At 44.4% G+C, this 14,380-nt stretch carries 9 protein-coding genes; 5 read left to right on the top strand and 4 right to left on the bottom strand.

Going from position 1 to position 14,380, the window contains the following annotated elements; translation table 11 throughout:
- Positions 1-37: 37 nt before the first annotated feature.
- From AC07M6_RS19925 to AC07M6_RS19945, 5 genes are all read left to right on the top strand, one after another.
- Complete coding sequence (locus AC07M6_RS19925) at positions 38-958, top strand: hypothetical protein (protein WP_494892487.1); 921 nt, start codon at positions 38-40, stop codon at positions 956-958.
- A complete protein-coding gene (locus AC07M6_RS19930) occupies positions 948-2,303 on the top strand; it encodes an ATP-binding protein (RefSeq protein ID WP_494892489.1) in 1,356 nt (451 codons plus the stop codon). Before AC07M6_RS19925 ends, AC07M6_RS19930 begins: the two co-directional genes overlap by 11 nt.
- Before the next feature lie 6 nt (positions 2,304-2,309).
- Complete coding sequence (locus tag AC07M6_RS19935) at positions 2,310-2,906, top strand: hypothetical protein (RefSeq protein WP_494892491.1); 597 nt, start codon at positions 2,310-2,312, stop codon at positions 2,904-2,906.
- 5 nt (positions 2,907-2,911) lie between these two features.
- Complete coding sequence (locus tag AC07M6_RS19940; protein WP_494892493.1) at positions 2,912-4,003, top strand: eCIS core domain-containing protein; 1,092 nt, start codon at positions 2,912-2,914, stop codon at positions 4,001-4,003.
- A 168-nt stretch (positions 4,004-4,171) separates the two neighbouring features.
- Positions 4,172-9,727 carry an eCIS core domain-containing protein gene (locus AC07M6_RS19945; RefSeq protein ID WP_494892495.1) on the top strand — a complete coding sequence of 1,852 codons (5,556 nt, stop codon included), beginning with the start codon at positions 4,172-4,174 and terminating at the stop codon, positions 9,725-9,727.
- 145 nt (positions 9,728-9,872) lie between these two features.
- Here the strand turns inward: AC07M6_RS19945 and AC07M6_RS19950 are convergent, their stop codons facing one another.
- From AC07M6_RS19950 to AC07M6_RS19965, 4 genes are read right to left on the bottom strand one after another with little or no spacing between them, the layout of a single operon-like run.
- Complete coding sequence (locus AC07M6_RS19950; protein WP_494892497.1) at positions 9,873-10,172, bottom strand: DeoR family transcriptional regulator; 300 nt, start codon at positions 10,170-10,172, stop codon at positions 9,873-9,875.
- A gap of 1 nt (position 10,173) precedes the next feature.
- Positions 10,174-12,798 (bottom strand): TonB-dependent receptor domain-containing protein, encoded by a 2,625-nt coding sequence (locus tag AC07M6_RS19955; protein ID WP_494892499.1) that lies wholly within the window; start codon positions 12,796-12,798, stop codon positions 10,174-10,176.
- Positions 12,799-12,808: 10 nt separating this feature from the next.
- Positions 12,809-13,765, bottom strand: a complete 957-nt coding sequence (locus AC07M6_RS19960; protein ID WP_494892500.1) for a FecR family protein — start codon at positions 13,763-13,765, stop codon at positions 12,809-12,811.
- Between the two features lie 14 nt (positions 13,766-13,779).
- Positions 13,780-14,373, bottom strand: coding sequence for an RNA polymerase sigma-70 factor (locus AC07M6_RS19965; RefSeq protein ID WP_494892501.1), 594 nt, complete (start codon positions 14,371-14,373; stop codon positions 13,780-13,782).
- Between the last annotated feature and the right edge of the window lie 7 nt (positions 14,374-14,380).

A 14,380-nucleotide genomic window follows, 5' to 3' on the forward strand; every position in this document is an offset into this window, starting at 1 on the left:
GCTGCAACGGTATTTCCCATTTGCTAAATAATATTTTATGGAAGCTGTATATAGGAATTTTTACCGTAATTTTTATTTGAAAACCAATGGTTTTATACCCGTGAGGCCATTAAACCAAAACATTTATCCCGGCGACTTTTTCCAAATCAAAAATGGCGAAATAATTATACTGGGTAATATTTTCAGGAATAATATTGTAGATCCCGGGGATTGCAGGTTTGGGTATGGTATTAAACTAAATCCATTGGGCTGGACCTTCAGCGACGGGGTAACCAAACCCTATTCGGGCCGTGGAAGCGGCCATGGCCCTATAATTGGCGAATTTGAATTTAGTAAACAGATATTAGCTTTTTCAAGTCCCGGGAGCTTTTTTTTTAAAGGGAACCTGCCCGAATCAGCTAAAATTTTAAACTGGAACGATCTTCAGCAACAACTGATTATCAAGCTAACCCAAACTTATTATTCGTTCAGGGAAATTTATGTGGCAACCGAATGCGTAACAACCGCAGATTGGACACTTGCTATTTCCAGTTCGGATAACGGCGAACTGGAAATAGCTACCGATGCGGAAAACTTCGGGCTGACGGATATTTTTGGCCACCATTCTGCCAAAACCATACAGTCAAAAGATATTGAGTTTTATTACCGTGAACCCGAACGTAAGCCCGCTTTTTTTAAAGCCAAAAAACTGGTTGTGCAGGACGAAAGGCTGGAAATATTTATCAGTGACCTGATTAATGAAAGGCTTGATCAAAACGAATGGGCACGTAGTTTTTACAATTACGATTTTCAGTATGATACACCTTACTCCCCGCAAATCCCCGGCAATATGCAAACCAGTGTGCTGGATATGCTACAGGCAAACGAACTGAACCCCAATACCGCATTGCTCTATTTCAAATGGGCTGACGCCAACCTTGATGATATCGAAAAGTTATTTACAAATTATGGAAACTAACCCGTCCATATCGGTGCTGTACCAGGAAATTGATTGGCTGCAAAGCGTAATTAATCAGGTTATTTGTACCTACCTGCTACAGGAAGGCCATGAAAACAGCTGGCTTGATATTGAAATGCCCGATTTATCGGCATCGGATTGCCCTTATGCCCAAATGGTACAAAAATGGGAGCTTAATGTTTACGCCCGGCTGGCATTAGTGCTTTCCCTTACGCCGCATATGCAGCCCGAAGTACTGGATATTTTTATGGGGAAAAATCAGATCTATGATAGGGGTTTTACCGAGTTTGGCGGTATAACCGGCAAAAACCACAGCGGTTTTTTACCAACAGGGCAAACGTTATGTTTTCTTATCAGTTCGTCAAACCCTGCATTAAGGCTGCAGGTAATAGATTTATTGGGCAAAAACAGTGTTTTGATAAAAGAACAAGTGATTATTTTGGCCGAAACAGAAGATTACCTGCCCAGGTTAAACGGTGTTTTGAGCATGAACGAGCGATGGCTTAATTACTTTATTACCGGCGAGCAGGCACAGGAAGAGCATAGCGCATCGTTCCCGGCTCAAAAAATCACAACCAATATGGATTGGGACGATATCGTACTGGACGATTTGGTGATGGAACAGGTGACCGAAATAAACACCTGGCTGCAACATGGCGCAACGCTAATGGATGAATGGGGCCTGTTAAAAAAAATCAAACCAGGTTACCGGGCATTGTTTTATGGGCCGCCCGGTACAGGCAAAACTTTAACCGCAACGCTTATCGGCAAAACATCAGGCCGCGATGTTTATAAGGTTGACCTTTCCATGATCGTATCTAAATATATCGGCGAAACGGAAAAGAATTTATCAAAGATATTTGATGTGGCCCAGTATAAAAACTGGATCTTGTTTTTTGACGAGGCCGATGCCCTATTTGGCAACCGTACTGCTACAAATTCATCAAACGACAGGCACGCTAACCAGCAAACAGCCTACCTGCTGCAACGGATCGAAGACTTTCCGGGTATCGTAATCCTGGCTACAAATCTCAGGGGCAATATGGACGAGGCGTTTACCCGGCGGTTTCAATCCATCGTTCATTTCAACATGCCATCGCCTGACGAAAGATACCGGCTTTGGGCCAGTGCCTTCTCTGGCAAATGCAGGCTGCACCCGGATATTGATCTGTATAAAATAGCCGAAGAGTATCAACTGGCTGGCGGTTCCATTATCAATGTGCTGCGCTACTGCGCTTTAGCGGCCATTCGCCGTAATGATACCGTTGTTACCCGGCATGAATTAATGACTGGTTTAAGAAGAGAGTTTAAGAAAGAAAACAAAACGCTAACTATAGCGGGTTAACTAAAAATGGCTAATAAACCGATTATCAAAAAAAAGGATGACGTTATTGCGCGCAATGAACCGGGCATAGCTATTGTTTATTTGATTATAGGGCCCTGGAAAAACTTATTTCCGGATGAGCAAAACAAAATACTGATAGCAAAAGCCTTAAACGCTTGTACTAATTACGGAAGAATGAATATTGGTGGCTACCTCGTAACCCAACGGTTGATATGCCTGGTGCTTGATATCGACGGGGAGGATATCGAGGCGGCATTGTATATGTTTTATGATGTTGTACGAAAAGAGGTTAAGCAATATGACGAATGGCTAAAAAGCCCAAAGGAAGCCGGGGCAGGCAGCAGGGAGCCGGTGGATGTAAAGGGACTGTTGGCAAATATGTTTACCCGCTATTACCCCATTAACGAATATCTGCCCGAATTAATAACCGGTCGCACGGTTAACCTGCCCTTTTACAACCCCCGCCTGGTACGGTTAAAAGATTTGATACGCAACTATAATTATTGTTCGGCTATTGATTATGCAGGCGCTATTGGCCCGGTAAAGATAAAACGGATTGAAGTGACCCGGAATTTAAGGAAACCCACCACGATTAACATTTAAATAATATGAAAACTTACGCGGATAAAAAAACAGGAAGCGATATGCAGCCCGCTGCAAACAGCAAAGCCGCAGCCGGCTCGGCCTTACAGTTGAAAGATAACCGGCCGCAATCGATAGTGCAAAAAAAACAGGCCGAAAGTTTATCAAACAAGCAAACTATTCAAAAAAAGGACAATAAAACGGGTTTGCCCGATCAGTTAAAAGCCGGCGTTGAAAACCTCTCGGGCTATAGTATGGACGATGTTAAGGTGCATTACAACTCGGCCCAGCCAGCCCAACTTAATGCGCACGCCTATGCGCAAGGTACCAATATCCATGTAGCCCCCGGTCAGGAAAAACACTTAGCCCATGAAGCTTGGCATGTGGTACAGCAAAAGCAGGGAAGGGTAAAGCCAACTATGCAGATGAAGGGAAAAGTGGCTGTTAATGATGATAAGGGGTTGGAACACGAGGCTGATGTAATGGGTAATAGGGTTATGCAAAACAAACAAGCAGCATTGCCTGCTGCAAAAAATGCTAATGGAAATTATCCGTCTGATGAAATTGCACAGATGGTACATAATGGCAATTTTAGGGATATAAGAGGCAGCAGCGGCTACATTACACTTGCGGTTGACAGGAAAAACATGGGGCATACCTACCTTATTTTAGAAACTAAAGACGGTGCATGGATGTATCATTTTAGGGCAGATGCAAAAAATAAATTTACATCGATGGTGAAATTAATAACCTGGTATGGCTCCTTTGAAGAAATTAAACGAAACCCCGTTACTGCAAGGGGTAAAACGCCTCAACAATTTGTACAGGGACGGGGTATGAACTTTCATGAGTTAAAGGTTAAATACACCAAGGTTGAACAGGTAAAAGCGCTTTGTCAGGGAGCGGTAGGCAGCGGGGTTTTTTCGCTTATCCTCTCCAATTTTGGATTAGGTAACAATTGTTTTTCAAAGGTTTATAACATTTTAAAAGCAGCAGGTTTTGCATTCAATTGGTCGTCGTATCTGCTTTCCTTTGTTTCGCCAAGGGCGGCATTGAGTTATGGCTCAGGATTCCACGACAAAAAAGGGCAAGAAAATTCAAAATATTCATACCAATAAAATTTCGGCTTCAAAGACCAGGTGCAAAGCATACGCACTTCAATACATTGCAGACCAGCAGGGCAATTGCAAAAGCTGCAGCCCGGCTTTTTGTAAGTTACCCGAATAAATAATTAAGGATTTGACTTTTGATTTATTGACAACATATTAAAAGCGTATTTAAAAACGATGTACCAGGAACAAACGCAGGCAAATAAAAAACAGGCTGTTTCAGCCGGCGTGGTACCAACAAACCTCGTAAGCAACCCAGTCTCACAACTGGTTGATAACCGGCCGCAATCAATCATTCAAAAAAAGCAGGCCGAAGGTTTAGCCAGTAAGCAGGCGCAGGGCACTACCCTTCAAAAAAAAGCTAACCATACAGGCCTGCCCGATCAACTAAAAGCCGGAGCCGAAAACCTTTCGGGGCTTTCGCTGGATGATGTACAAGTGCATTATAATTCCGATCAGCCTGCACAGCTTAATGCGCATGCCTATGCGCAAGGCTCAACTATTCATCTGGCCCCCGGCCAGGAAAAGCACCTGCCTCACGAGGCCTGGCATGTAGTACAGCAAAAACAGGGGAGGGTAAAGCCTACAGTACAGCTAAAGGGCGAGGCGAGTATAAATGATGATACCGGTCTGGAAAACGAAGCCGATGTGATGGGGCAACAGGCTGTTCAGCTTTTTGCACCCGCTGATGCAAATGTGGTGCAGGGTAAACCAGCATCGGGTAAACCGGTAATTCAGCTAAAGACATTTAATGAACGCATAGCTGAGATAGTGCCCAAGGGTAAAGAAGCAAAAATAGCAAAAAAAGCTAAAGAGGTAATTGACAGGAGTTTACCTGCTATATTAAATGCGCTGCCCTTTGAGAATGCAGCTGCTGCCATCCGTTTCGGCGAAGATATAATTGAAAAATTTCTGGAATTTAATCCCGGTCTGTTTGATGAAGCTGAGCCTAAAGCAGTAATGCAAAATCACCTGAACGAGGTGCTGAAAAACCTGCCTGTAAAAGCAAAAGACAAACAGGAAAATGGGGAGGACGACGAGGAGGATGAAGATGATGAAGAGGGAGCCACAGAACATAAAATTGAAGGTGAAAAAGACCCGCGTTATATACGGGCCCTGGTAAGTTTAGGCAAGAAGAAACCTGCCCAAATTCAAACAGAAACCCAAAAAAAGATAGCTGCAATTAAAAATGCGGCGCCCGAAGACCTGGTTGAAAAACAAAGCAAGGAGGTACAGAAAAAAATAGCCTTATCGCCGGATTTAGAAGCCCAACTAAAAAAAGGAGATAAAACCGGGGCGATAATTTTGGAACTTGTTTTGGTATTGGTGGAAAAAAAAGGATTAGATGAGGATGCTAAAGTTCAGGCAGTAAGAGACGTTTTTCAGGAACTGAAGGCCGAATCAGCGGTGCAGAGAAAATTGATCAAAGACTTGTTACAGATCGAAGTCATTGATGAAGCTGTAGAGAAAAGGTTAACAGATGGAGTGGGTAAAGGATTGGCAAAGCTACCGGATATTGACCGTAACGCCGGTTATGCCGGCCTTGGCCTTGCTGCTGCGATAGGCGTAAGGAAAGGCGAACACGATGACAGGCTTAGGCTTAAAATGGAACAAATAGGTGCCCTTGAAATCGAGGAAAAGAAAGAAAAAGAAATAGACAAAGAAAAATACCGGGTAAAGTATGAGGAGGCACGGAAACTATCGGATGTGAAAAAAGGAAAATTGCCCGCCAAATATGCGGCAATTTTTAAAGGCCTTGTAAACGACCCGTTTCTGGGAGATAATGATTGGAGCTTTACGTTTATTGAGACTATTGAAGCCGTTAACGATAAGCATTTAGCCGGGATGAAACTGATGGACCGGTATGATGAACTGTTTGCTGCCAGGAAATGGCCACCCGGAAATGTTAACCGGAAAGCCTACGTTGAAAAGTTGAAAGAGGCTGATTTGTTAGGTGATATTGATGCGGAAGAATTAGACCTGGGTAAAAAAAGCGCAAAAAAAATATTATCTGAGGCTATGGCAAATGGCTGGCTTACCAAAGAAGAGGCTGATATTGCAAGCAAATTATTAGGCCCGCGTGCATTTGCCGATATTGTAAGGCAGGAAATGAAAAAGAAAAAGCCTGCAAAATTAAGGGCTATGGTTGAACACCTGGCGCGCAATTCGGGCCCTATTTTGGCAGAGCAGCCGCAGCTTACTTCCCAATCATTAATACTGGATACCAATGTAATAGACGTACTTAAGGGAAGCGTTTCCGAACTTTCGGTACAGCAACAAAAATTACGGGCAAATTTGGTGGCCTATATTAATAAGCACAGCATAAAAGATATAAGGATTGCCAATATTAATGTTACCGAAATGCACAACATGGCAGGGCTTATCGGGAAGCATTTAGTTATTCAGGCCGGATATTTCGGATCGACCTACGGGCAAAAAACATTGCCGGTTTACGGCCTGCCTTATAATTCATCGCGCGGGTCGGCAACCTACGATAAGGTTTTTGAAGAACTTGAATCGGTAGGCGCCGGCGAGCGAAAAGGGAGCGCCGACAGGAGCATGCTGGCCGATATCTACACAGCCGACAGGGCTACTGAGAAAAATGGTAAACTCGCTGTTCCGCATTTTGCATCAGCCGATGAAGGCATCACCAAAAAACTGGGTAAGGGCATGCACAATCCGGCTAAAAAAGAGGGCGATGGAACTGGCTTGGCCCCAGGGAAAAAAGAAGATCCCAATAAGAAATTTTATCCGGGAGATGTAAAAGGCGCTTATGAAACTATTGTACACGAATTGCAGTTTGATAAATCGGAAACACCAATAACTGCATCTGCAAAACCGGCTGTAAACAAAGATGCGTCTGCAGCCTGGCATGACGATGCCCGGTTTACCCACATTTGGGATTATAGAGTTAAAAGCCCCAAAAAGAAAGACCCTAAAACCGGGGTACCATCCGTTGAGCCGGCAAAAGCTGATGCCCCGGACGTTGATGCGCCTAAGGCAGAAGAGAACAAGATAATTGAACATACGGTTAAGGAAATAGTAGCCTGGATCACTGCCGAAGGAAGCTATGTATATATTGTAGGCGGGGCCGTACGCGATGCCATACGCGGCGAAAAAATTAAAGATGTTGATATGAAAACCAACATGGCGCTTGATAGCGTGGTTAGGCTTTTAGACGAAAAGGGATTAAGCTACACTATTACCCCTGAAATAAACCTGGTAAAAGTAGGGCACGAAACTGATTCGGTTGATATTACCTGTGCTAAACCACACCGGTTTTTTAAATCAAGCGTGGTCCCTGCTACCGATGCCAGGGAGCGCGATTTTACATTAAACGCGCTGTTTTTGAGTCATGATAACCGGCTTACCGACCCACTTGCCGGGGCCGACGCGGCGCGCGAGGGCAAGTTACGCTTTACTGCCGACCCGGGCCCGACAAAAGATTTAGCCACCCGCGAAAAGGCGGTAATAGCTCATTTGAAAAAGAAGCCGGAAAATTTTGCGCGGGCTTTGAAATTTATACAGCGCAGCTACCAGGCCTTTGAAGATGCGCGGGTGTCAGCCGAAAAAGTGCCAGCTAAAAACGAGGGGAAAGTTAAAGCAGATACGGGCTATCATCTTGATGCTGAAATACTGGATGCTATCCGCGCTAATGCTGCAGATATCTTATCAGCTATAAATGTAGGTGATGACGCTGCCGGAAAGAAATCACTTTTTATACATCAAAGCGGGTTCAAATCGCCAATGGAACTTGTAAAGGTGATGAGCCGGTTGAATTTTCCTATTGAAGCCATCCGCATGGTAATCCCCGATTCATTGGCGGGCCGGTTTAAGCTGAAACAACTGGTTAATGCTTATTCAAGAAATATTTCGCCACGCTTAAGGCCTGTTGGCTCGCCAAAAGAGTGGGATCCTCAAAAAGCCCCGCAGTTAAAAGTTGATACAGTTAGCGGCATGATTTATCAATATCGTTTTTATGCCATCGGGCACCACGGTAAGATAGACAATAGCATCGGCATTAATGAGCGATATAAAGACTGTGAAAAACTGCTGGTTGATGTAGACATGACAGAGCATGGCGTTAAAGGGCACCCATCACCGCACTACCATGTTTACAAGGAGGACAAAAGCGGGAAATGGTCAAAAACCGGGCAGGGCTTTTCGCGCACGGGGCAGCCGGGTAAACCCAATATGAGCATTATTGAAGGCCTGTATTTTTATAAAGGGCCAATGCCATGGCGCTGGTGGAATGATGCCGATAAAAGTAAGCAGGAACTCCCGGATGCTAAGTTTGCAGAAGAAATTAGAAAAACAGTCCAGTCCCCCGATATTACGTTTGTGTACGATAACTCGCAGAAGACTTTTGTTTTAGGTGGTGAACTAAGGATCCATATTTCAAGGCTGCGCGATATTGCCCGTTCTGGCAAAATGAACGATTTGCTGATGCTTGTTCAAAACCTTTCGAAAAACGGTATGGAGTGGGATCCCGAAGATAACGCCATACGCACGTTCACCGGCTCAAAAACCAGCCAGGAAAGATTACGCTTTAATAAGCAATTAAACCAGGTAGAAGGCTTTTTAACAAACCATTGTAAAATGGGAAAAGTGCCCGCTTATCTTTCGGGTAAAAAACTGACCCATTCTAAAAGAGTCCGTGTTTTCGATTTGATAAATGCCAATATCCCCGAAGAAAAGTGTATTCCCGCCGCCAGCTATGCAGTCAAAAAAGCATCTAATGCACATCAGTTTGTTGAGCTTTTTGAATTCTATCTGGCAGCTACAAAAAACAAAGTCTCCATAACAAAAATAAACGATTCGTATAAGGAAACAAGTGCAAGCATAGGGCAAAAAGGCCTTAACGCTTTTGGCGATGACCACATCATAAAGCCCGAAAAAATGGGAGATCTGATCAATGCTGATCATATCAAAAAAGAAGCCGATCAACTGAAATTTGAAAGCGAAGCCACGGCTGTTTATCACTTTCAGAAACACATGGATATGGTTGACGGAAAAGCCGAAGACCTGAACAATAAAGAAAGAAGGGACAAGCTAACCAAAGACTATATCACAAAAACCAGGGATATAGTAAAAAATGGCAAAATGGTAAAGCAATCACACGATGATGTTGGGAACGATAAATTTGAATTTAACTTCGACGGATGCACCGCTATTGTACGGGTAGATAAGCAGGGTAATGCAAACCTGGTAACCAGTTACAGCACAAGCCACGCAGCCACAATCCGTATTGCTGTAGATTACCTGGAGGCTGCTACAGAAAAACAGGCGATCAAACTCCCTGAAAAAACAACGTTTAAAACGGCATTTGGGCCGCTTAAAAAAGAAAAAGTACTGGGCGATGGCAATTGTTTATTTCATGCAGCTAAAGCAGCCGGTCACCTGGCTCAAAGTGCCGCTACATTACGCGCAAGCGCTGTAACCGAACTAAGAACGAAACATGATCAGTACGCCGGATTCATCGTCGGGGACGACACGCCCCAACGCAGGGTACAGCTTGCATCACAAATACTTAGCCAAAACGGGGTATGGAATACCAACGCCGGCGATTTGGCGCCACATCTTTTAGGCATGGCCATTCACCGTAATATTTATATCCTGTCATCCAGGGATGGCTCTATTGTTTCAACCCAGGGAGACCCAACAGGGGCCGCACTGTTTGTATTTTATAGCGGTGGTCATTATGATGCGGCACAACCGGTAGTTGCTTCGTAAACAATGTATAGCCCGACTTGATAAAAATTGCTTTTTGCCCTGAAAAAAAGCAGGCTGACCCGCAGGACCACGCGGCAATTTAAAAATGCGTAAGCGTGTCTCCATGAGCAATAATGCAGGCCAATCTGGAAGGGAATTCACCCCGTTAAACCGTCAGACTAAACACCATAACTTGTACGGATTGCGCACCGGAACTACCCAGCAGCATTTGCAGGCCTTCCCGCATTAGGGCTAAAGCCTGCTGCTCGCCCTGGGCAGGTGGTGGTGGTAAATTTAACGCGCCACCATGTACTTTGACCAATAGGCCGGCGGCTGACAGTTCGTGCAGGTCGCGCCTGATCGTATCTTCCGATGTTTGTAGTTGCGCGCTGAGTGCAGCCGAAATGACCTTGTCCTGGCGGCTGAGCTCGGTTAAAATAAAGCGATGACGTTCTTTTTTTAGCATATCAATTTCCTAACCTGTTCTTCTCCTCGTTATTACTTTGATCTACCTTTTTATTAGTGAACTTTTTACCCGAAGTAATGGTGTAACTAAACTGGATACTGACCGTTTGTGTTGGCCTTTTCTGGTAAAAATAGATTTGCGTGTTATTATAATGGGTAGTCTCCTGTTCCCGGAAAGTATTGAAAATATCATCGAAGTAAAGCTGTACGCGCCCTTTATTACCCTTTAAAAATTTGCGTGAGAAACCTAATTCGCTAAAAAGTACATAACTAAACCGTGTATTCCCGCTAACATAAGGCGAGCGGTATTCGTAATAAAAACTAATGTCGAGCAGGTTTTTGAACATAAGCGACTGTGCTGTTTTTGCCGCAAAAGATGTTTGCGTATTGCGTTGGTTATTAAGCAGCAGGTATGATAAATGGAAAAGCGACATGCTATTATTCATGTTCCACCATGAAGTAATTTTAATGGGTAAGTTAATATTGGTGCCGTATTCGGTACTGTTACTAAAGTTGCGAAACTGATACTCCAGGATATTGTTTTGAATAGGCTGGGCAAATTGGGCAATAGTGTTATTGGTGCGTGCAAAATAGACGTTAACCGAATAACCTTGTTTCAGATCGAGACCCAATTCAAAATTATTGGTATATTGAGGTTGCAGGTCGGGGTTGCCCACGGTTACCAAAAAGTTATCAATTTGCAGGCGGTAGGGGTTAAGCTCTTTATAAGCGGGCCGCTGCAAGCGCCTGGAATAACTAAAGTGTATCGCCTGGTTTTGTTTTGGATCGAAACTATGGTTGATGAAAAAAGAAGGAAAAAGCCCGAAGTAGTTTTTACTGAATTGCTGGTTAGAGGTCACCGAGTTACCGTTAACCTGCGTTTCTTCACCGCGCAAGCCAATTTTCAGGCTGGTGGTTTTCCAGCTTCTTTCTAACGAAGTATAGGCCATATACAACTTTTCGTTATAAAGGAAATGGTTGCTGGCCAGCTGGTCTAACACCCAGTTATTGTTAATGTAATCTTCATTAATCAGCTCATTATCACGGTCGGTAGAGGCAAATTTAACACCGGTTTTAAATTCGGTTTTTTTAGCCAATGCCTGAGTGTAATCTGTTTGAAAACTATAGATGCGCGTAGTATTTGGCGTGTTTACACGAAAAACGGAATTGCGCGAAACGTCCGAATAATCTCCGTTAAACTGGTTCAATTCGGTTTTGTGGCTGTAAGCATAATCGCCAATCACTTTCAGCATAGTGCCCAGGCTATCTATCTTCCAAATATAGTTAAACGTGCTGCTGCTTTGATCGGGCCGTCGCAGCCAGCGCGAATTGGTGAAACCGGTAGTACTATTAAACAAGATATCTGTTAAAAAAGATTGCTCCAGTTTGGAAGTGGTCCCAATAGTTTGCACGCTAACAGATTGGTTTTTACCCAGGTCATAAGCCATGCCCAGCCGGTATTGTATCCGCTGGTTATGGTTATAGCGGTTGGTGAAACTATCGTAAAGGCTGTTATCAGGATAGATGATATGGTAGGTGGCAATATAGGCGCTTTCGTCGCTGGTTGCAAAGGCATTGCCAAACAGGTAAAAGTTTCCCGCTTTATAATCTACCAGGCCACCTGTAGAGAAAAAGGGCCGTTTTTGCTGTTGGCGGTATTGCGTATAAAGGTTGGTTACCATCCCATCCGACCGTGATTTTTTTAGCTGGATGTGTACGATGCCGCCTGTACCCGAAGCTTCAAATTCTGACGGTGGATTGGAGATCACTTCTATTTTACTGATAGATTCTGACTTTAAAGCGCGCAGGTATTCGGCCAGGTCTTCGCCCGACATGCGTTGCACCACATCATTGATCATCACCATAACCGATTGGTTGCCTTTAATCCGGATACTGCCATCGTTATTGACCCAAATGCCCGGTGATCTTTGTAAAACTTCCAGTCCCGAAAATCCATTCTCTAAAAAACTCCCTTCCACATTGATAATATAGCGGTCAGCTTTGCGGGATACCAGGGGGCGTTGGGCCGTTACACTCACCGTATTTAATGTCCGGCTTTCTGCCGTTAAATTAATGTGTTTGGCAAAAGCGGTATCGGGGTAAGCCATTTCTTTAAGCAAAGCCTGGTATCCAACCGCGCTGAATTTCAACAGGTAGGCCTCTTTCTCTTTAAATGGATAGGCCAGGCGGAAAAAACCGTTTTCGTCTGCAATACAGCCGGTCAGTACGCTGTTATTTTTCATCAGGGTGACTGATACAAAAGGCACCGGCTGGTTAGCGCTGTATATATTGCCGCTGAACGATGTGGCTATATCGGGTATAGCAGGTGTGTTTTTACTCAATTTTGGACTAATGATCACCATTCCTTTGTCCGTAAGGTGATAGCTTAAGCTTTTGCTTTTTAACAACTGGTCCATAATAACTTCAATAGGCTGTTGGTTGGCCTGCACAGAGACCTGCATAGAATCGGGCACTACCTCATCGCTGTAAAGGATATAATAATTGCTTTTGCTTTGTATCAGATCAAAAACTGTTTTGATAGGTTGATTGGTAACGGAAATAGATATTTTTTGTGCCGCGCATGCCAGTGACATCAGCAGCAGCAATGCGGATAGTTGGAGTTTCATTAGCCGGCCCTTATTTGATCGTTACCACTTTGTTGTTTACCCCGTAAAAAAAAGGATAAGAGAGTTTAAGCGCTTCCAGCGCCTCTTTTAACTGCTCCTGCTTAATCACGCCGCTGAATAGCTTGTTTTTCAGCTTTTCGTTTTTGATCTCGATCTTTACCTGGTATTTTTTCTCCAGTAAAACCACCAGGTTAACCAGCTTTTCCTTCTTAAAAACCAGCGAATCCTTTGTCCACTTTGTTGCCGCCGTTTTTATAGTTGTATCCAGTGCAGTAACCTTAAATTCAGTACCCTTTGCAATTAATCGTTCATTTGGCTGCAAAGCAACTTGCTGCCCGGCCCTGCTAACTACAATGTGACCGCGGAGGAGGGCGATGGCGATCTGTTCTTTTTGCTGGCGCACATTAAAAGCTGTTCCCTTAACCTCGATGGTCACTTCGCCAACGTGTACAAATAGCGGTACAGCCGCGTTATGGGCTACATCAAAAAATGCTTCGCCCTGCAATTCGATCATCCTTTTGGAACGGCCAAATGCCGCATTATAACGTAGCGTAGAATAGCGGTTAAGGCAAACGGTTGTGCCGTCATCCAAGGTCTTATAGATCTTTTGATCGGCTGCCGCCAGTGTATTTAACGTGATAGCAGGAACTGATTGCTGTTGCCGGTAAATGAACAGCCCGGCGCTGACGATAAGGAATACCGCCGCCGCCAATTGCCACCAACGGGCCTTTAGCCTGCGAACAGGTAATTCCACATCGCTTTCGTTTATTCTTTGCCAAACTGCCTTTAGCTGGCTTTCGGGCCTTACCTGGTCCGGAGCTGAAGGCTTTAATATTTCTGCCGCGAGTTGCTGATATTCGGGCGAGGCGATACAAGCCCCGTCAAACAACTTTTGTTCTTCAACCGAAAGCCCGCCCGATAGGTGCCGGCTTAGTAATTCCAAAAATTTCTCCCTGTTCATAACCATAGGACACCGTTGATTTAAAAAATACTTACCAGTAATAAATTTAAAAGTAGAAGCGGGCGTTTGCGCTGTCGTTGCGGATGGTAGCCCAGGTAGCTGCTGAGCCTGTCGGCCAAAAACTTGACCGCTTTGTATAATTGACTTTCTACCGTTCTTACCGAAATATCCAGAATGGCTGCTACCTCTTTACTCTTAAGCCCATCCTCTTTAATCATGGTGAAGATTAGCCGTCGCTGTTCGGGCAAAGCCGCGATAGCCTGCCGGATGATTGTCTGTAACTCTTTTTGCTCACCCTCAGGCTGGGTCAGGGGGTCTTGCACAGGTAAAAGCTTTGCTTTGGCCGAACGGAGGTGGTTCAGAGCGCCATTCTTAACGGCCACATACAAATAAACCTCCGGCTTGTCTACCTTGTTCAGCAGATCTCGCCTTAGCCAAAGCTTTACGAACACATCCGAGGCCACCTCTTCCGCTGCTTTCCGCTCGCTGATGTATTGCCCGGCAAAAGCGGTTACGCGGTTAAAATAGCCTAAAAATAATTCGTCAAAGGCCCGCGCATCGCCAGCCTGGATCAGGGGGAATAACTCAGAAATAGACTTTTTATGCAGCGCCATTTGCTAT

It is taken from the genome of Mucilaginibacter sp. GW821-FHT07H05 (genome assembly GCF_059418485.1).

What these genes read in the sequence shown, in the direction of transcription:
- AC07M6_RS19925 (WP_494892487.1), top strand. Translation starts at nt 38, where the DNA reads ATGGAAGCTGTATATAGGAATTTTTACCGTAATTTTTATTTGAAAACC.
- AC07M6_RS19930 (WP_494892489.1), top strand. Translation starts at nt 948, where the DNA reads ATGGAAACTAACCCGTCCATATCGGTGCTGTACCAGGAAATTGATTGG.
- AC07M6_RS19935 (WP_494892491.1), top strand. Translation starts at nt 2,310, where the DNA reads ATGGCTAATAAACCGATTATCAAAAAAAAGGATGACGTTATTGCGCGC.
- AC07M6_RS19940 (WP_494892493.1), top strand. Translation starts at nt 2,912, where the DNA reads ATGAAAACTTACGCGGATAAAAAAACAGGAAGCGATATGCAGCCCGCT.
- AC07M6_RS19945 (WP_494892495.1), top strand. Translation starts at nt 4,172, where the DNA reads ATGTACCAGGAACAAACGCAGGCAAATAAAAAACAGGCTGTTTCAGCC.
- AC07M6_RS19950 (WP_494892497.1), bottom strand. Translation starts at nt 10,172, where the DNA reads ATGCTAAAAAAAGAACGTCATCGCTTTATTTTAACCGAGCTCAGCCGC.
- AC07M6_RS19955 (WP_494892499.1), bottom strand. Translation starts at nt 12,798, where the DNA reads ATGAAACTCCAACTATCCGCATTGCTGCTGCTGATGTCACTGGCATGC.
- AC07M6_RS19960 (WP_494892500.1), bottom strand. Translation starts at nt 13,765, where the DNA reads ATGGTTATGAACAGGGAGAAATTTTTGGAATTACTAAGCCGGCACCTA.
- AC07M6_RS19965 (WP_494892501.1), bottom strand. Translation starts at nt 14,373, where the DNA reads ATGGCGCTGCATAAAAAGTCTATTTCTGAGTTATTCCCCCTGATCCAG.